This is a genomic window from Microcoleus sp. F4-D5, assembly GCF_036704885.1.
Taxonomy (GTDB): Bacteria; Cyanobacteriota; Cyanobacteriia; order Cyanobacteriales; family Microcoleaceae; genus Microcoleus.
Genome location: NZ_JAUBSX010000110.1, coordinates 1 through 18,620 on the forward strand (window position 1 = coordinate 1; position 18,620 = coordinate 18,620).

At 45.2% G+C, this 18,620-nt stretch carries 14 protein-coding genes; 10 read left to right on the plus strand and 4 right to left on the minus strand.

Going from position 1 to position 18,620, the window contains the following annotated elements; translation table 11 throughout:
* The first annotated feature begins 482 nt into the window (after positions 1–482).
* The 3 genes from QUA80_RS30540 to QUA80_RS30550 are packed head-to-tail and all read left to right on the plus strand — an operon-like array spanning position 483 to position 4,629.
* Positions 483–1,202: a hypothetical protein gene (locus QUA80_RS30540; protein ID WP_333428691.1), complete on the plus strand. Its 720-nt coding sequence runs from the start codon at positions 483–485 to the stop codon at positions 1,200–1,202.
* 54 nt (positions 1,203–1,256) lie between these two features.
* The gene (locus QUA80_RS30545) at positions 1,257–3,164 is read left to right on the plus strand and encodes a hypothetical protein (protein WP_333428692.1); all 1,908 of its coding nucleotides are present in this window, start codon (positions 1,257–1,259) and stop codon (positions 3,162–3,164) included.
* A 4-nt stretch (positions 3,165–3,168) separates the two neighbouring features.
* Positions 3,169–4,629, plus strand: coding sequence for a DUF1802 family protein (locus tag QUA80_RS30550; RefSeq protein ID WP_333428693.1), 1,461 nt, complete (start codon positions 3,169–3,171; stop codon positions 4,627–4,629).
* 54 nt (positions 4,630–4,683) lie between these two features.
* Here QUA80_RS30550 and QUA80_RS30555 read toward each other — a convergent pair whose 3' ends face one another.
* The 4 genes from QUA80_RS30555 to QUA80_RS30570 all read right to left on the minus strand — a co-directional run bounded on the left by QUA80_RS30555 (position 4,684) and on the right by QUA80_RS30570 (position 10,569).
* A complete protein-coding gene (locus QUA80_RS30555; RefSeq protein ID WP_333428694.1) occupies positions 4,684–5,400 on the minus strand; it encodes a Uma2 family endonuclease in 717 nt (238 codons plus the stop codon).
* Between the two features lie 176 nt (positions 5,401–5,576).
* The gene (locus QUA80_RS30560) at positions 5,577–6,293 is read right to left on the minus strand and encodes a Uma2 family endonuclease (RefSeq protein WP_333428695.1); all 717 of its coding nucleotides are present in this window, start codon (positions 6,291–6,293) and stop codon (positions 5,577–5,579) included.
* Positions 6,294–6,456: 163 nt separating this feature from the next.
* The gene (locus QUA80_RS30565) at positions 6,457–9,465 is read right to left on the minus strand and encodes an EAL domain-containing protein (RefSeq protein WP_333428696.1); all 3,009 of its coding nucleotides are present in this window, start codon (positions 9,463–9,465) and stop codon (positions 6,457–6,459) included.
* A 270-nt stretch (positions 9,466–9,735) separates the two neighbouring features.
* Positions 9,736–10,569 carry a prohibitin family protein gene (locus QUA80_RS30570; RefSeq protein WP_333428697.1) on the minus strand — a complete coding sequence of 278 codons (834 nt, stop codon included), beginning with the start codon at positions 10,567–10,569 and terminating at the stop codon, positions 9,736–9,738.
* 655 nt (positions 10,570–11,224) lie between these two features.
* Between QUA80_RS30570 and nfi the strand changes: the two genes are divergently transcribed.
* From nfi to QUA80_RS30600, 7 genes are all read left to right on the plus strand, one after another.
* Complete coding sequence (gene nfi / locus QUA80_RS30575) at positions 11,225–11,872, plus strand: deoxyribonuclease V (protein WP_333428698.1); 648 nt, start codon at positions 11,225–11,227, stop codon at positions 11,870–11,872.
* A gap of 385 nt (positions 11,873–12,257) precedes the next feature.
* Positions 12,258–12,560, plus strand: coding sequence for a KGG domain-containing protein (locus QUA80_RS30580; RefSeq protein ID WP_333428699.1), 303 nt, complete (start codon positions 12,258–12,260; stop codon positions 12,558–12,560).
* A gap of 476 nt (positions 12,561–13,036) precedes the next feature.
* Positions 13,037–13,567, plus strand: coding sequence for an FHA domain-containing protein (locus QUA80_RS30585; protein WP_333428700.1), 531 nt, complete (start codon positions 13,037–13,039; stop codon positions 13,565–13,567).
* An 877-nt stretch (positions 13,568–14,444) separates the two neighbouring features.
* Positions 14,445–14,849, plus strand: a complete 405-nt coding sequence (locus QUA80_RS30590; protein WP_333428701.1) for a transposase family protein — start codon at positions 14,445–14,447, stop codon at positions 14,847–14,849.
* A 28-nt stretch (positions 14,850–14,877) separates the two neighbouring features.
* Positions 14,878–15,042, plus strand: coding sequence for a transposase family protein (locus tag QUA80_RS34010; RefSeq protein WP_445302308.1), 165 nt, complete (start codon positions 14,878–14,880; stop codon positions 15,040–15,042).
* A complete protein-coding gene (locus QUA80_RS30595; protein WP_333428702.1) occupies positions 15,039–15,383 on the plus strand; it encodes a transposase family protein in 345 nt (114 codons plus the stop codon). Before QUA80_RS34010 ends, QUA80_RS30595 begins: the two co-directional genes overlap by 4 nt.
* Before the next feature lie 690 nt (positions 15,384–16,073).
* Positions 16,074–18,620 (plus strand): DUF4347 domain-containing protein (locus QUA80_RS30600; protein ID WP_333428703.1); only part of this gene is annotated, 2,547 nt, incomplete at its 3' end.

Below are 18,620 nucleotides of genomic sequence, written 5' to 3' on the forward strand. Positions count from 1 at the left end.
GTCATTGGTTTTCTCACAGGATGGTCTTGGATCTTACATTCTTTATCTCTAGCACATCTTTAGAAAAATGGTATAAGGTGTTGTTGAATGTTTTGATTGCCATTGCAATGTAACAAGATGCCTCAGTTGAATTCGTCTTTCTAAAGGCAGAATCGAGGATTGAACTAAAGTCGCAGTTACGCTGTTTGCTGGTTATTAGTTGCGGTTGAGAGCGCTATATTTGTTGAGGTTGCTAGGAGGTAGCGGGCTGTGCTTAAAATTGTTTCGATCGCATTTACTGCGGAGAATTTAAACTGCGATCGCTAGTTTTATCCGCGTATTTTATCAAAAAATTACATTTTAGTCAATCAGAATTATTCTCAAATAAAATTTGTATGAGTTGTGTCCAGCGTCGCTGAGGATTTTGCGGAAAATTTGAGATGTTTGTCAGCAAAATTTCTGATAAAATTTGATAGTAAGAACAAGTATTTAAAGGTCTGGATATGTCTGAGAAAGATGAAATTGCGGTGTCTCAAACTTTGACACCTGAACAGCAAGCGGTGTGGGATGCGAAGGCGAAAGTTCGGGTACTGCTGAATTTGTGGGATTTGAGCGGCGGCAAGATGAAGGTGAAAAAGGGGGATTTGACTAAGCGAATTGTGCGGACTAATGAGACGAGTCAGAGATATCTGGAAGTTCTCGCCGAGTTGCAGGCGACTGGGGCGATCGAGTATTCGCTGGTAAATCGGGTGACGCTGGTGGAATTGACGGCGAAGGGGAAAGAAGTTTTAGCGGAAGGCTTGAAAAGTAAGGATTCTCTGTTTGAGTTTGACGGTTCTCAAATTGGTACTCGGCTGGGAAATTCTTTGTTGAAGTGGATTCGGCATCAAGATGGTGCGGCGAGTGTTGGGGTTGAGAAGGGGAAGGCGGATGCAGGGGCGATCGCATCCTATGAAGATTTTAAGGCTGTGGCGCTGGATGTGTATGACAGCTTGAACCGGGATTATAATTTAGACGATTTAGTGCCGATTTATCGGATGCGGCGGGCGATCGGGGAAAGGGTAGGGCGATCGGAGTTTAATGAGTGGCTGTTGGAAATGCAAGCTAATGATATTTTCCAGCTTATAGGTGGCAGTGTAGAAGACAGCGCCCCCGACAAAATCGAAGATTCTATCACCACAAAAGTGAACGGTTTGCGCTGCTATGTCAAGCGTTTAACCTAATTAAATTGAGTTAGTAGTGGATTCGCTCCTTTATCTTCACACGCACAAAAAACAATGAATGACTTTCACTCCTCAATCCCCGACCTCAATAAAGCTATTGCAAGTCAAAACCCTTTTGACAGATCGTTAATAGTCAGGAGCAATGATATTTGGAAGCAAAGTTTTCCTGACGTTCCTTCTATCAATGCTCATGCCTCTGATGCTATCTTTCAGGCGATCGAGCAAATCCGCGCCGGGTATCGTACAGTTAGTGGCATCACGATCAAAGCTGAAAAAGGTCTAGGAAAAAGCCACCTAATCAGTCGGATTCGCAGCCGCCTTCTAGATGAAGGTGGTTCTTTCTTTGTTTATATGAGCGACGTAGACTATGGAAACTTAAACCGAGTCCACGCTAACTTTCTCAACACTTTGTCTTTAAGCCTGAAACAGATTGGTAACGAAGGCGTAATGCAGTGGCAAGAATTAGCAACTGCTTTGATCAATGAGGCATCAGGAAAAAATTACCGACCTCAAAATTTAGTCAAGCAATTTTCGGGGGCATTAGCTAAAAATCCTCAGTTAGTTGAGGCCTTAACTGCCAAAATACTTCAACTGAAGTCAAACATCGAAAATCCTTATTTAATACAGGCTATTCTGTGGACACTTTCTTCAGATAAAGTGAGCTTTGCAACCAACTGGCTGTCTGGAAAAGCCTTGGCACAGGCACAAGCTGATGCAATGGGGTTACCAAATTCTACGGAAGAGGATAAAGAAGGCGAAGCATTTCAGACTGTCTGCCAAATTTTAGACTTAATCGGTGATTACAGAACTCTAGTAATTGGCTTTGATGAGTTAGAGAGTGTAGATCGGAATGAAGCTGGTTTCAACAGGGCGCAGGTCGTCGCGCTCTTAGTAAAAGACCTGTACGGTAAAATTAAACGAGGTGTCTTAATGACAGCTATGTTTGATGAAACTTGGCAATTTCAAATTAGAGCATTACCCCAGGCCGAGTCAGTCACAGCTAGAATGGGTGAAAAGATTTTTGATTTACAGTATCTGAATGCTGATGATGTAGTGACTCTAGTTTCTCAATGGCTCAAAGAATTTTATGACAGTAAAGGTTTAACTCCACCTTATCCCGTTTATCCTTTTAATGAAGGTGAATTGAGAGAACTGGGGAAAGAAAAATTAATTGTCAGAAAGGTTTTAGAGGAGTGTGCTAAGAATTGGAAAGTACCTGACGATCCTACTCCACCGCCAACAGCAGCAGATCCACTCCATCAAGTTGAACTTGCTTTTAACAACGAACTGAATGCTCTTGAGGAAACAATCGAGAAATATTTTGACGATAGCAATATTTTAGCCGAGGCTCTATATTTAGCCTTCCTTGCAGTCAAAGGAGAGACTGTGGAACGAATGCAAGTTGAGGAGATTGAAAAGGTACAAACTAAAGCTGTAGACAAAGGTTATCTCCACTTTAGAATTCGAGGCAAAGAAAATGGCAAGTCTGTCAAGATAGTAGTAGCAGTTGTTCAAGAATCTGGGGCAAAGTTTGTCAGTGCCGCCTTAAAGCGATTAATTGAGTATCAAAAGTTTGATATGACTCGCGGTTGTTTAGTTCGTTCTAAAGATGTTAAACCGAAGACAGTAGGAAAACAGTGTTTGGATCGACTTCTTTCTCAAGAACTAGGTGGAGAATTTGTCAAGCTTACAAGTGAAGATATCAAGCCTCTATTAGCCATTTATTTGGTCAACAAGGCTCGCACAGATTACGATGTAACAGAAGACCAAATACTGGAGTTTATTGTTCACAAAAAGCTCGCAGTTGAAAATTATATAATTTGTGAAATTCTTAGCGACCCGTCGGGTCAGATTCCTGATGGGTTGGTTGATGAAAATGAGATCGCTGAAAGTACGTTCATACCTGATACAACGGAAATTAACAACCTCGACGAAGCACTTGATAAGTTATTAGGTCAATAAGTGGATGAGTTATTCTGTTTTTGTTGATACGGCTTTGCAGTTACCTGCGCCAGATGTGGAAGCCTTAATCGAAGGGCGAGCGATCGCAGCCATGCCTCGAATGTTCATCGAGCCTGGTAGGTCATTTGCCCTATATCCAGCCAATATCTCGATTAATTTGCTGCCCCACGAGCAATACTACCGATCGAGTTTTTTACCAATTGCTAAAACCTCATTTTCTCAGTTAACTTCTGAGACGATTTTGATAAAAGCTTGGGCTAAATGCGAATGGTGCGAAATACGAAACGATCCAGAATCATTAGAGGCTTTGTCGCAGTTAACAGTCTGGACAACAGAGGCATTACAGCAAACTCTCCTGCAACGACGTTATATTTTTCTAACTCATCTTCGCGTCTATCTGCTACCTCAGCCGCTGGAAATGCCAGTGCATCCCAGCGGCAATTTTGTATCTTTGCCAAAGTCTCTAACTGTTACTGATGCAACGCCTGTGGTGAGCGAGTCTATCTTTGCCAAACGCCGTCAAAAGCTGGAAAAACTAGAGCCTCCTGAACATCCAGAATTGGAAGAGTTGCAAAGTGCATTAGTGCATTTATCCACCACCAACCCAAAAGCCAAACAACTGGATGAAGAAATCAAAATATTTCTAGGTTGGAGTAGCGATCAGCCTGTAAAACCAATCAAACCGGATTTATCTTGGATAAATACCATAGCAGCTTTGGGAAATCGCACCAAAGAACTAGATACAAACAAAAGCAACTATCAAGCAGGAACAGACTTTGAAATTGTAGTGCGCGATAGCCTTGAGTTTTTGGGATTTACCATAGATTATGCTCACAAAGGTGGTGCTGGCGGCTTAGATTTATTATGCTCAAAACCTTACCCCTTAGTTGGCGAGTGCAAAGCCGGTAAAAAAATCCCTAACGATACAGCAGTTCAATTGCTGAATTTAGGAACGCTACGGCTCAAAGATAAAGAAATGCTCGCAAAAGCAACTAAGTTGATTATTGGCCCTGGCGTTCCAACTACTCAACTTATGGATGCAGCAAAAATACACGGTATGGCAATTATGAACCCTGAGACGCTGGAAAAATTGGTTAAACTGCAAAGCAAGTATCCTAACTCGGTGGACTTATTTAAACTTAAAGAATACTTAAAACCGGGACAATCTGATGGTGAAGTTGCTAAATATATTGAGCAAGTTGAACAAGAAATTAAAGTGCGATCGCACGTTCTTTCTATTCTGAAAAAGTATTTAGAAACTACAGGTTCTGAAAGAGCCAGTGTTGATGCTCTGATCGGTGCGTATTCAATGTCTAACCCACCCAAGAAGCTGTCCCGCGAAGAGTTGCACGAAATGTTAGTAGAACTTTCTTCTCCGCTGACAGGTTATGCAGGGCGAATTAAAGGAGAGAATTTAGGGCGCGATCGCTTTTATTTCCTGCGCGACTTGTCCCTAGATGATTGAGATACGTCAAGGGCGATCCCCTGCGGGATAGCTTCACGTACTTCATCCCATTTCCTACACAGCATCAGGATCTACGCCCAATTCCCGCAACCTCGCCGCCAATCTTTCAGCTTTCTGCAATTGAGCTTGTTCTGCCTTAATTAACCCTTCCACCAATGGCGGATCTAAAATTTCATTGACTGATAACCTCAGATTGGGAAATATTACAGATTCCATTTCATCACCCGGCAAGAAATCTGTATACGTGTAACCATCTTCACCTTCAATCAATGCAAAAAGCCGGATTTTTTGCTTACCAACTTTAGGGTCAACAATGCAATATTCCGGCACATTCGCTAATTCGTACTCTCCGCGTTTAATCACGTAATCTTCGCGGCGATTTTCGCTGACGACTTCTACCACTAACAGCGGCTTTTCATCAAATTCGAGGATACCTGCACCTGGTCTAGCAGCAGCTTGTTCCAAAAGACTTTTAGTGCAGACAACTACATCGGGAATCCGAGATTTATCTTCATCTGTTCTCACTCCCAGACCTGTTTTTACTACTAAGTCGAGATTGTGTTCAGCTAGGTAACGCTGCAATTGGTAAACTAAATATTCGCAAATTTTGATGTGTAAAACTGTGGCTGTTGGCATCGGGATCAATTTGCCTTTGTACAGTTCATATTTTACATCGGATTCTCCTTGATAAACTCGGTATTCTTCAAAAGTTAATGTGGGCGAAGTATCGAGCTGTTTTTGTTCGACTGCTGGCACAACAGATTGAGACATATATTTTTACCTATCTCGATAGTTTTCTATTATAATGAATTTTGATTTTAACAGTATAGGCTTCGGTTCGGCAAAGATCGCCCTTCTTGACTCCACGACTTGCCGATCGATGATTGAGATACGTTAAGGGCGATTCCCTTCGGGATATCTTCGCTTCACGTACTTCATTCAAGTTCCTACACAGCATCAGGATCTATGCCCAATTCCCGCAATCTCGCCGCCAATCTTTCAGCTTTCTGCAATTGAGCTTGTTCTGCCTTAATTAACCCTTCCACCAATGGCGGATCTAAAATTTCATTGACTGATAATCTCAGATTGGGAAATACTACAGATTCCATTTCCTCACCCGGCAAGTAATTTACCTCTGTATAAATGTCATCACCTTCGAGAAATGCCATAACTCGCACCCGCTGCCTGGTTTCTGCTGGGTCAACAATCACATATTCCGGTACATTAGCTTGTTCGTACTCTCCTCGTTTAGTTATATAGTCTGCCCGCCGATCTTGGCTAACTACTTCTATTACTAATAACGGCGTTTCATCAAAGTCAAGGATGCCGGAACCGCGTCTTGCAAGAGCTTGTTGCCACAAACTTTCTGTGCAAACAACTACGTCGGGAATGCGAGATGTCGCCTCTTCGGTTCTCACTCCTACAGAAGTTTTTACCACTAAATCTAGATTGTGTTCAGCTAGGTAACGCTGCAATTTGTAAACCAAAAATTCGCTGATGCTTGTATGTAATGCGCTAGCCGTTGCCATCGGTATTAATTTGCCTTTGTACAATTCATATTTTACATCGTCATTGCTTTGATAAACTCTGTACTCTTCAAAAGTCAAGGTCGGCGAAGTATCGAGCTGTTTTTGTTCGACTGCTGGCACAATAGATTGAGACATATATTTTTACCTATCTCGATAGTTTGCTATTATACTAAATTTTAATTTTAACACTCAAGGCATTGAGTAGGAAAAGATCGATCGCCCTTATTGAATCTTCAATAAGCGCACCCCGCAATAGTTTTAAGATTTTTCAAAATACAAATTAAATATTTGGTTCAGTTCACCATTTCGGCGATCGCTGTAATAAGGCTGTAGCTGCCTCGCTGTCGAGAGGTTTAGAGAAAAAGTACCCCTGACCGTACTCGCAGCCGATCGCCCGCATTTGAGCCAATTGGACGGCGGTTTCGACCCCTTCTGCCACTACCTCCATCCCCAAACTGCGGGCCAGCATGACGATCGCCCGCACGATTTCCAAATTTTCGCCCGTTTCTCCGATGCGGCTGACAAAAGAGCGATCGACCTTCAAAATATTAATCGGGAACTTGTGCAAATAACTCAAAGACGAATAACCAGTGCCGAAATCATCAATGCACAGATCGATCCCCAACTCTCTCAACTGCGAAAGCATCGCCGCCGCCGCTTCCCCATCTTCCATCACCACACTCTCAGTAATCTCCAACTTCAAACAGCGAGTATCAACACCCGTTTCCTGCAAAACTTGCTTAATTTGCTCGATCGACTCCGGTTGTGCAAACTGCCTCGCGGAAAGATTTACTGCGACTGTCAGAGGCGAATTTCCCACAGATAAATTCAAACTCTGCCACTTAATAATTTGGCGGCAGCTTTCGTTCAAAACCCACAAACCCAAAGGCGTAATTAACCCTGTTTCCTCCGCCATCGCAATAAATTCCATCGGAGAAACTAAACCCCGTTCCGGGTGCAGCCAGCGCACCAATGCCTCAAATCCGATAACTGAGCCGCTTTTTAAACAAACTATCGGCTGATAATAAACAGTAAAAGGACATTCCAATTTAAAAGGAGCAAATTGCGACTTCGGATGCTCCAACTTGGGTTCGATTTCGCCCATCGGCGAGTTTTCTGCCGCCGTCCCACATCCAAAATCCAGTATCGAATAGTTCAAATTGAGTTCTTCAACCGACTCCCGCAAATCGTGTTCCAAGTGCATTAAAGCCACAGCCCGAGTGTGCATCGCACTGGTAAATACTTCGTAGCGAGCTTTACCGAGAGCTTTTGCCCGGTACATCGCAATATCAGCATCGCGCAAAATATCTCCCGGCCACTGATATTTGTCGGTACTTAAAGCAATGCCGATGCTAGCAGTAATTAAAACTTTATTACCTTCCAAATAAAGCGGTCGTTCGATGGTTTTGAGAATTTCCTTTGCCTGGGCGATCGCCTCATCAACACCGTGAATTTCCTCCAGCAAAATCACAAACTCATCTCCCCCCAGACGCGCCACCGTATCGCCGGGCCGCAAACAAGTCAAGAGACGGCGAGCCACAGTCACCAAAAGCCGATCGCCCGTGCGGTGTCCCTGGCTGTCATTAATCACCTTAAACCTGTCCAAATCCAGAAACAGCACCGCAAACTGATAGCTGGGATGCCGTTGCGCGCGGGCAAAAGCTTGTCCCAACCTGTCAGTGAACAAAGCGCGGTTCGGCAACTCCGTCAGCGCGTCGTGCAAAGCATCGTGCAACAATTGGTCTTCAGCCACCTTGCGCTCAGTCACGTCGTGACAGTTGACAACAATTCCCCGCACCGAAGGTTCTTCGAGCAAATTCGTCGCCACCGCTTCCAACACGCACCAGGAACCGTCCTTGTGCTGCACTCGGTACTCTGCCAATCCCAGCCCCACTCTTGGCATTTGGATGATACCTTGGAACACTTGATCCACCATCGGCAATTCGTCGGGGTGAATCAACTCAAATACAGATTTGCCGAGCACTTCCGCCGTCGGATAGCCCAAGATCCGCTCTTGGGAAGGAGAGACATACCGGCAAAAGCCTTTCTCGTCGAGAATTACAATAATGTCTCTAGCATTTTCAATCAGCGATCGAAAGCGCTTCTCCCTTTGCCGCAGTTCTTGTTCCGTGCGCTTGCGATCGGTAATGTCGGTATTCATGTAAATCAGACCGATAATTTTCCCTGTTCGGTCTTTAATAGCATCTGCCCGCAGCAGCACTTGCAAAATTTTGCCGCTTTTAGTGCGGTTAGTAACTTCACCCGACCAAGAATAACCCTGGGCGACGGTATCGAGTACCTCGCTTGCGACTGCGGAGTCAGCAAAAACTGTCGCTATACCTCCAGCGAGTTTAAATTCCTGTGCGGTTTCCCATTCAAATAGCTGAGAAAACGCTTGATTTTGATAGATGTGAGTGCCGAAAGCATCGCTGATGCCGATCGCGTCGCTCGAACTTTCCAGCGCCTTGCGAGTCAGCACCAGAGCTTCTTCTGCCCGCTTGCGCTCGGTAATGTCAATCCCCACCAGACAAGCTGCTTTACCGCGATCGTACTTTTGAGCCACAATCAAATAGTGTCCCGCCGACTGTCCCCCGTCGGTTTTCACCTTAGCGCTGAGTTCTTTAACCGCTTCCGTAGCGTCGCCGGCAAAAAACTCCGCGACAAAAGAGTGAAAATCCGAGCCAGCGCCCAGAAAACCGATATCTTGACCGATAAAAGCCGACGGCGGCAAATTGTGCAGTTTGGCTAGGTGCTGGTTAACCCCCAAATAGCGCAAATCCGAACTCACCCAAGATACTGTTCCCGGAACTGCTTCCAAAATCGTTTGCAGTTGGTCGTTAGCTTGCTGCAATGCTTCCTGCACTCCTATGCGTTCGGATAAGTCGAACTGAACTCCGACGAAGTGAGTCAAATTACCGCTGTCGTCTCGCACGGGAGACAGCGACAATTTGTTCCAAAAAGCAGTGCCGTCTTTGCGGTAATTTTTGATTGTCACCTGCAGTTCTCGACCTTGGCGCAAGGCCTCGCGAATGTTAGCTACAGTAGTTCGATCGGTATCGGGGCCTTGCAAAAATCGGCAGTTGCGCCCCAAGATTTCACTGGCGCAGTAACCTGTCATCCGTTCAAAGGCCGGATTGCAATAAATTATGGGAAAGTCGGGTGCATTGGCGTCAGCAATCACAATGCCGCTGCTAGTAGCTGCCAAGGCTCGATCGCGCAGCCACACTGCGTCTGACGCAGTATGGCGATCGTCTGCCCCCCCCACTTCACCTAAATTAGAAATTGACTGGTTCTCCCGATCTCCCATCAGCCGAACTTTCAAGCAAACCTTTACAATTTCCGAGTTGTTTCTTACTCTAACGTTTTTCAGGACTCGCGCAACCTAAATTGTATCTCGGCATTTAAGTAAGCTGGATTTCACGTTAGTTGTTACTTCTATTTTCTACGCTTGCTGTGCGGCATTAAAAACAACCACATCTTGACTTCCGCAGTGAAAAACCCTCAATTCTTATCCCCCTCAGACTCTCTCCCCCTCTCCCCTTCTCCCCGCGCCCTGGCAATCTCGATCCGCAGCAGCTTATTTAGCAGGAGTTGCTGCTTGAGAACTCGGCGGCGCAATATTAATTAACGGCAAAGTTCCGCCTCCTCCCATTACTGTGGGAAACTGGCCGTTCCATTTTTCAATTGCTTGCTGCTGCAAAATTTCGGGAGTTAATGTTTGGCGCTGCAAGCGTTGAGCTTCGGCTTGACCTTTAGCCCGTTTTATTTCAGCTTGAGCGTCTTGGGTTGCTTTTTGAACTGCAAATTCTGCTTGTTTGGCTTCTTGTTCTGCTATCTGTTTGGCTTCTATGGCTTTGCTAAATTCTGGAGAAAAGCCAAAATTTATCAAGGAAACATCTCTGACGACGACGCCGTAAGGTTGCAAACGCTTTTTGAGGCTGTTGTCGATTTCTGTTTTGAGTTCCGTGCGCTTAGTGATAATTTCTTCGGCGGTTTTTTTAGAAGTTGCTGCTTTGAGAACTTCAGAAATTGCCGGACTCAGGATGCTGGTAACAATTTGTTCTTCGTCTCCTATCTGTTGAAAAACTTGATTGACTTGGGTGGGGTCAACATTCCAGTTGACTGCCAAATCTGTAGTAATGCTTTGCAAATCTTTGGATGCTGCATCTGCTTTCAAATCGGTTTTTTGTACCCGCACGCTCAGAGTTTTTACAGAGGTGACGATCGGTAAAATCGGGTGGATGCCTTCATCTAAGATCGCGTCTTGAACTTTGCCGAAGCGCATCATGACGCCGCGTTCCCCTGCGCCGACGATGGCAAAAGGTCTTAAAATTAAGGAGGCGATGATTAAGACGATGCCGCCGATGATGTAGAGAGCTAGGTTGTACCGAACACTTTGCAGGTTTTTCATATGTTAATTCAGCTAGGTTGTTTTACTGGATGTTAGTTTTCTATTCGCTCTTATCTAAAATTATAACTTCATGTTAATGGTGCAACAAGTCATAAATTTATTTATTTTTATTCATAAAAGTCATATATGTTTGATAGTTTGAGATTCTCTTAAATTAAAAAAAAAATAGATTGCCGCTGCATTGATGCTCTGATACGAACAATGGCACTTGTACCTGGCTGCGTTCATTAATGAATAAATGTTTCAATCATCTTGACAGTGAGGACGATTTTAGATAAAGAAAAAGTAAATAAATAGCTCGAACGCTCTCCGACAAGCGATAAAATGTCATCAGAGAGAGAAAGCTTTCTAGAGAGCGAAAATATCGGAATTGAACAGCTAATGTGTGGGTGAATTTGAATGGTAAATGGGAGGTGCGTGCCGGTAAAACCTTTAGGGGTTGGTGCAAGTACAAGCAAAAGATAGAATTTCAGTCTACGATGTACAGACTTGATATGTAGAATTGGCCGGCAGCCACCTCGCTCAACCCTTCACAGTAGAAAAAAAACTCGTTGCCCAAGTAGGGAATTTATAGCGACAAACGATAAAAATCCGAGTTTTAAAATAGCCGAAAATAAGTTAAACTTAGATGAGAACGGTTGAATAAAGATGTCTAATGTTGCAGCGACACCCTTGGCCGCAGACAATTGAAGAGGCGATCGCCATTCAAGAACAGCTTCGGTCAGAGGTAATTACCGAAAATCAACTGGAGACAGTTCGGTACGTCGCAGGCGTAGATGTCGGCTACGACAGTGCACACGGCCTATCGCGGGCCGCTGTCACAATTCTGAGCTTTCCCGACTTGCAGTTGCAGCAGCAAGCTGTCGTTCGCAGTCCTACAACTTTTCCTTACATTCCGGGTTTCCTGTCTTTTCGAGAAGTGCCGGCAGTCCTCGATGTTTTAGAAAATATCAGTTTGAGGCCAGACTTGATATTGTGCGACGGTCAAGGACTTGCTCATCCCCGCAGGTTCGGTCTGGCTTGCCATTTGGGGGTTTTGACAGGAATTGCCACGATCGGAGTTGCCAAAACTCGATTTATTGGAGAACATTCAGAAGTCGGGCTCGACCGGGGCAGTTGGCAACCCTTGCTGCAGGAGGGATCAACGGTAGGGGCAGCGCTGAGGACTCAAACAGGGGTAAAACCGATTTATGTTTCGATCGGTCATAAGGTAAACTTGATAAGTGCGATCGAGTACGTCCTGCGCTGCGCCCCGAGATATCGATTACCAGAAACAACTAGATCGGCAGACAAACTAACATAGGAATAACTCGCAAGCGCCGAAGGCTTCAAAAAAAAAAGCAAAAAGACCAAAAAAGCATCCCTCTTTGGACTTTTAATTTTTGAGGTGTCGCCCTTAAGTCGAAAAATCCTCTGAGTCTACCGCCAATCAGCTTTGGGTTCCATCCTTCCAGCGAACTAAAGAATGACTATACCTGAGAAAGAGGTATAAAAGTAGGGGGATTTCTAGAATGATTGAAAGACAGTAACCTGCTTAAACATTGGCGGCTATAAAAATAGTGCCCGGGCGTGAACTATTTTTAGTTCACATTTGTAAACTATGAAATAGTCATCCTGCGAGTGAAACCAAAAGCTTACATTCGTCAGATGAGGTTTCATAATTTACCGTCGGATATCTCTCCACGCTCGTGGGAGTACCCACGACAGTGGGAGGCGAAGGCGCGATCGAGCTAAAAAATCAGAAAAAACACAAGGAGACAGTCATGGCTGAGAAAAGCAAACGCGGATTCGCTTCTATGGATGCAGAAAAACAGCGCGCAATTGCTAGCAAAGGCGGAAAAGCTGCACACGAGAAAGGAACTGCACACGAATTCACCCCTGAAGAAGCCAGAGAAGCTGGTCAGAAAGGTGGCGAAGCTGTCAGCAGAAATCGCGAACACATGGCTCAAATTGGTCGCGAAGGCGGTCGGAAAAGCCGCAAAAGTGAATAAGTCTCTCAAAGCTTGCCATGCAATCAAAGATTGGACAGTTGCAGTGTAAGCTCGAGCATTAGGACACTGAGCCTTTGAGGAGGTTGGGCGATCGAATTCTCAGACGTAGTTCGATCGGCTAACCTCCAACAACTGCCCGTAGTGCACCAAAGCTTCGCAAATCTGAAAACCCCACAACAATTAGTTTTTAGCAATAGCTGCTCAATCTTTAACGGCAAATCTTTCACAAAGCTGCACAGGGGTCAATAGTTTTGCGGGAAAGAAAACCTGGCAAGCGCGAGTCCGTCTCTCAAAAAAAGCGAATACGATCCCTAAAAGCCTCGAAGTCGAGGTTTTTTTGTTTAACTCCACATAATATTGTCAGAACTTCGATCGAGTCTGCGTCAATAATTCTAATGAAGTTTTTTTGTCAGGAAGTCCGTCCTCAAAATAAATCAGCTAACATTTTTCTATATTTTTCAGCAAACTATACAATCATGACAAACCAGCTCACTTTAGTATGGACAGAAGCTGGGGTGCGTCAAACTCACACGATTAAAAACGGACAGCCGAGCAAAAATCCGGGAACTGTGAGGATCGGGCGCGATCCGGCGAAGTGCGATATAGTATTGTCGCATCCCAGCGTATCCGGTCTGCACGTTGAAATATTTTTTAATCAGGAATTGCAGGAGTATGTAGTGCGGAATTTGCGCGAAAGCAATCCGCCGCTGGTAGACGGAAAAATTCTCGCCCGAGGCGAAGCAAAATTGACATCCGGAAGCCACATTCATTTAGGCCAAGTGCAAATCGATGTGGTGAATGTGACGGAGGTGGCGGTAACTGCCCCGCAGACAGTTTTGCTATTCGGGCCTCCCGCACCGGGTAACTCTGGGCCGACCGGGCCTTCAAAATATGGTTTGCAGTGTCCTAAGTGCAGCCGAATTTCGCCTTACGCGCATTTGAGTGCGGGGTGTCCGTGGTGCGGTACTTCTTTGGCTGCGGCGGTAAGTGTGATGCTGTCTCCGTGAAAGGTTGGACAACGGGTTTACACACTATTTGGGAGGATTGTTGGACATCTCCAATAATTCGTGGGGTAGGCATTCTGCCTGTCCTCGATATCAACTCCGGTTGCATCGGAATTAATATTACCCGCAGTCAGGACACGGCGCCGTGCCGTTTCTGTACAATCGATCGGGGTAGGGAGACGGCACGGCGCCGTATCCTAAGTATCATTCCGATGCTACCGGAAACTATATTACAGGCTTTTTTGGAGATATCTATGGGTGGAAGATGAGCGAAAAAGTTAACACAAATGTCAAACAAAGCAGTAGGAGTGGTTTACCACCAATTACACCATTTCTTGACAGAAGCGACCATGGATAATAACAACTTATTCAAGGGCGTAATTGGGTGGAAGTGTTCGATCGTGAGGCTCTCATGCTGGCTAGGGCTAAAAGAATATCAACATTCCTGGATGTACGAGACCAAAAAAACCCGGTCTTTCGTTTTCGCGATCGAGCGTATACGACCAAATTACGTGCAGAGGCCGGGTTTTTGCGTCCTGGACTGTTGATATTAGTTTTCTACGTCTAGATTTTAATTTTTTGGCAACAGTTAACTAAAGGATTGAGACGGCATTGGATATTGAAACCTTTAAACAGTTTGCGAGGCATTGTTAGCCTTTAGAACAGCCATATCTTATCGATTTGTCCGTTGGCTGCAACATAATAGTGGCGTATTTGCCTTACACATAGAAGGTTCGGCTTTTGTTTGGGCTTGAAATTTGTTTAAGTCCCGTTAACAGTAAAATTTGGATGACTTAGCTAAGAGAACTATTAGACCTCTCCCAAAAATAAATAGACGGGCAATCGCACATATATTATAATGGCATTTTACCTAAAAAAAATGAATCAACTCCTGGAACACATAGAAAAACATCCCTCAGAAACCCAAAGACTGTTAGGCTTAAGTTACGACCAACTAATAGGACTAATTACTCACGCATTGAGCGCGCTCGATCGGCATCAAAAAGCTGTCGCAAGTCAGAAAACCCACATTATCAAACCAGTCGGAGGTCTCCCTCCCAAACTGGCGGTTGCAGAGCAAATCCTTCTCACATTAGTATCCTGGCATCATCTGCCCAGTTTTCAAATGTTGGGAATCCAATTTGGGGTGAGTGAATCGGCAGCCAATTATATATTTCATAGGTGGATAAAAATTTTGAGGGACTTGCTACCTGCTTCTTTATTAGAGCAGCTAAAAAAAGCTCAATTGAACGGGAGTGGGTTCAAGAAATTAGTCCGGGTTTGAGTTAGTAGTAGATAGCTACGAGCAGCCAATACCAAGACCGAAATCCAATGAAAAACACAAAAAGTGCTATTCGGGCCAGAAAAGACATACTTTAAAAAACCAAGTATTTGTGATGCCATCTGGCAGTGAAATAGTTAATGTAGTTGTGGGAAAAACAGGAGCAACGGCAGACATAACAATCTGGCGCGCTTGAGAATTAGAATTAAGTCTCTGGCAAACTTTTCAAGGGGACAAAGCCTATGCACTCGACCAAGAATTGATACCCCTCACAAAAAAAATCCTGGAGCGGATCTGACTACCGCTCAACAGAAAGATAATCAGTCAAAAGCCAAAACAATAATCTTGGTAGAACATCTAATTAGACTGATTAAAATTTTCCGAGTAGCAGCAGAAAGGTTTTGCTTAAAAGCCGCAAATTACTCGTTGTGTAATTCGAGTGGTATGCGGGTTAGTTCGTTGGCGGATCGGAGCAATAATTATATGCGAACGCCAGCCAATTTGAGTCAAAAAAATCAAGAAAAAATCTCACAATAAAACTGGACAGTTTTTATTAAGAAAGTCGAAAACCCTTAGCGAGGAGAAGGTTTGGGACTTTTTGGAGAGGTATAATATAAATGAGTTTATTGGCGATGTCAACTATAAAAGGTAGTAAATCGAATCTCAAATTAAAATTTTTCCAATTCTCGGAAACCGATTTTTTAACTGGATTGACTGTGACAATTAAAGAAAAAATCACACATACAACCGTACTGAGAACCGTCCCGTTAGCACAATCACTGGGTTTTTTTCAGCAATGGATTAGTAACGGGCGAGCGCAATCTCAAGCTTCTGGTATAGCCTATTCTCAAAAAAAAATACTTGACTGGCGCAGTCAAAGCCAGACAACCCTTGCGTAGAACTTGCGGTGATTTGTCAGCTAGGGCGACCCGCGATCGCGCACAGCAGTCCCCGTCCAATTCTGCTCTAACATCTCAACTAAAACAAGCACATAACTATTTTTTTTTTAATATAAGTTAGTAAAAATTTATATTAAGTGTTAATCGAATTTTCTAAAAGCGGGTAAGTTAGAACAGATAAGTAAATTAGCGAATAATGAAAGCGATCCCCAATATGTCGAATTTGTCAGCCATAAAAACACGCCAATCTAGTAATATCGCCACTAAAAACAAGTTATGTTTTAACGCCGAAAGCTCTAAGGCAGCGATCGAATCAAAAAAAAATCTAGTGGTTGTTGACTCCCGAGTACAAAACTACGAGCAATTGATCGGTGGTCTCAAAGCTGGAACCGAAGTATTTGTACTCAATTCAACCCAAGATGCGATCGAACAAATCACCGAAATTTTGGGTCAGCGCAACATCAAGAGCCTGCACGTAGTATCTCACGGCCGAGAAGCAGCAGTAGAAATTGGATCGACAGAACTGAATATTGATAACCTAGAAACCTACAGCAGCCATTTGCAGCAGTGGCGAAAAGCCCTTAGCGAGGAAGGCAACATTCTGCTTTACGGCTGTAACGTAGCCGCCGGCGAATCCGGCATTAAATTCATACAAAAACTGAGCGAATTAACGGGAGCAAATATTGCCGCTTCCAACAACCTAACAGGCAGTGCAGCGCTAGGTGGCGACTGGGAATTAGAAATTGCCACACGACGAATCAATACCGAACTAGCCTTTAAAAAAGAAGTCCTAGAAGCCTACACATCTGTCCTGGCAACTTTAGTGAGCGAAACCTTTCAAGGTTCAACAGCACTAGGGCCTTGGATTTATGGAACTAGCGGCACTTCAGAGACTCCTGGCTTAACTGCAGGCACTGGTCCCGGCATTATTCCCGGTGTAGTGGGAGGGCCAGTCGATCCACCAGGCAGCGGTGCTTTGAGATTAACATCAGCCAATGTCAACCAATCAGCTTTTGTCATCTACAACAGCCCCATCTCTTCCACTGACGGGCTAAAAGTTACCTTTGATTTATTTGCCTATAATGGCAGTACTGGTGCCGATGGCGTTAGTTTTTTCCTAATTGACGGAACAACTACGCCAACAGCAGCGGGAGGATTCGGTGGCTCTCTCGGCTATGCTCCCAACGACACTTCGAGTACACCCGGGATTGCAGGAGGTTATTTAGGTGTCGGATTAGACGAATTTGGCAATTTTTCCACTTCCAATGAAGGGCGTGAGGGCGGCACCGGGCAGCTAGCTGATTCAATAGCAATTAGAGGCAGCGCAGCCACAACGTATAGCTTTTTAACTAACGCTACCGTTCCCAGCGGTATAGATAATGTTGCGGCAACCACTCGCACCGCTGCTAATGTAAAAAAAACAGTCCAAATTACATTACTGCCAGGTTCAAACAGTCTTTCAGTTGCCCTAGACGATAACGGCAACGGCGTATTTGATACGAACGAAACTTTGATCGAGATCGCCGATCTAGTCGCGGTAAACGGAACAATACCACCTACTTTCAAATTTGGTTTTGCTAGTTCGACAGGCTCGTTTACAAACTTTCACGAGATTGCTAATCTCGCTGTCGAAACTATTAACACTCCTGCACTTTCAGCCGACATTTCCGTTGCTAAAACAGGCCCGGTGTTCGCCACTCCCGGCAGCACCCTTACCTATACAATTACTTCCACTAATAACGGAACCAGTAGCGCCACAGACGTTCTGATTCAAGATCAACTGCCGGCAAACTTAACTTTCTTCAGCGCTGACAACGGTGGCGTATACGACCCTACAAGGGGGACTGTCACCTGGCCGACAATTCCGACTCTAGCTAATACTGCTAGCGCTATCCGCAGCATAACCGCAACTGTCCCTGCAGCGACACCGATCGGCACAACCATAACCAACACCGCCTTTAGCAACTCCAGCACTTTCGATCCCAACCCAGCTAACAACAACGGTTCCCTCTCAATATCTCAAGCCCCAACTACAATTGTTGCTACTACAGCAGACCTAGTGACCACGAAAACCGGGTCTACTTCAGCAGCAGCCGGCTCAATAGTTAGTTACACAATTTCCACTGTCAACAACGGGCCGAGCACAGCAACTAACGTCACAGTCAGCGACACCATCGTTCCCGGCTTAACAGGAGTGACCGTATCCGACGGCGGCACCTACAATTCCGCTACAGGTATAGTCACCTTCCCGGCTGTCAGCCTAACCAACACAGCCAGCGTCACCAACACAGTCAGCTTCATCGCACCCGCATCCGGCCCCAGCGTCAGCAACACTGCCAGCAGCAGTTCAGATACCCCAGACCCCACCCCGGGCAACAACAGCGCTGCAGTAACCACAACTGTGACACCTAGTGCCGACCTAGTGACCACGAAAACCGGGTCTACTTCAGCAGCAGCCGGCTCAATAGTTAGTTACACAATTTCCACTGTCAACAACGGGCCGAGCACAGCAACTAACGTCACAGTCAGCGACACCATCGTTCCCGGCTTAACAGGAGTGACCGTATCCGACGGCGGCACCTACAATTCCGCTACAGGTATAGTCACCTTCCCGGCTGTCAGCCTAACCAACACAGCCAGCGTCACCAACACAGTCAGCTTCATCGCACCCGCATCCGGCCCCAGCGTCAGCAACACCGCCAGCAGCAGTTCAGCTACCCCAGACCCCACCCCGGGCAACAATAACGGCACGGATCCGCTTGCCACAGCCACGACAACTCTAACTCCCACACCAACTCCCAACCAACCGCCATTAGCCAACAATGCCAACTCCAGCCTCGGGCCCAACAGCAGCCAGTTAATCACGGGATTGGGA

Excerpts from the sequence above, each read along its gene's own strand:
- QUA80_RS30540 (WP_333428691.1), top strand. The coding sequence starts at position 483 with ATGTCTGAGAAAGATGAAATTGCGGTGTCTCAAACTTTGACACCTGAA.
- QUA80_RS30590 (WP_333428701.1), top strand. The coding sequence starts at position 14,445 with ATGAATCAACTCCTGGAACACATAGAAAAACATCCCTCAGAAACCCAA.
- QUA80_RS30555 (WP_333428694.1), bottom strand. The coding sequence starts at position 5,400 with ATGTCTCAATCTGTTGTGCCAGCAGTCGAACAAAAACAGCTCGATACT.
- QUA80_RS30570 (WP_333428697.1), bottom strand. The coding sequence starts at position 10,569 with ATGAAAAACCTGCAAAGTGTTCGGTACAACCTAGCTCTCTACATCATC.
- QUA80_RS30560 (WP_333428695.1), bottom strand. The coding sequence starts at position 6,293 with ATGTCTCAATCTATTGTGCCAGCAGTCGAACAAAAACAGCTCGATACT.
- nfi (WP_333428698.1), top strand. The coding sequence starts at position 11,225 with ATGTTGCAGCGACACCCTTGGCCGCAGACAATTGAAGAGGCGATCGCC.
- QUA80_RS30585 (WP_333428700.1), top strand. The coding sequence starts at position 13,037 with ATGACAAACCAGCTCACTTTAGTATGGACAGAAGCTGGGGTGCGTCAA.
- QUA80_RS30565 (WP_333428696.1), bottom strand. The coding sequence starts at position 9,465 with ATGGGAGATCGGGAGAACCAGTCAATTTCTAATTTAGGTGAAGTGGGG.
- QUA80_RS30550 (WP_333428693.1), top strand. The coding sequence starts at position 3,169 with ATGAGTTATTCTGTTTTTGTTGATACGGCTTTGCAGTTACCTGCGCCA.
- QUA80_RS30545 (WP_333428692.1), top strand. The coding sequence starts at position 1,257 with ATGAATGACTTTCACTCCTCAATCCCCGACCTCAATAAAGCTATTGCA.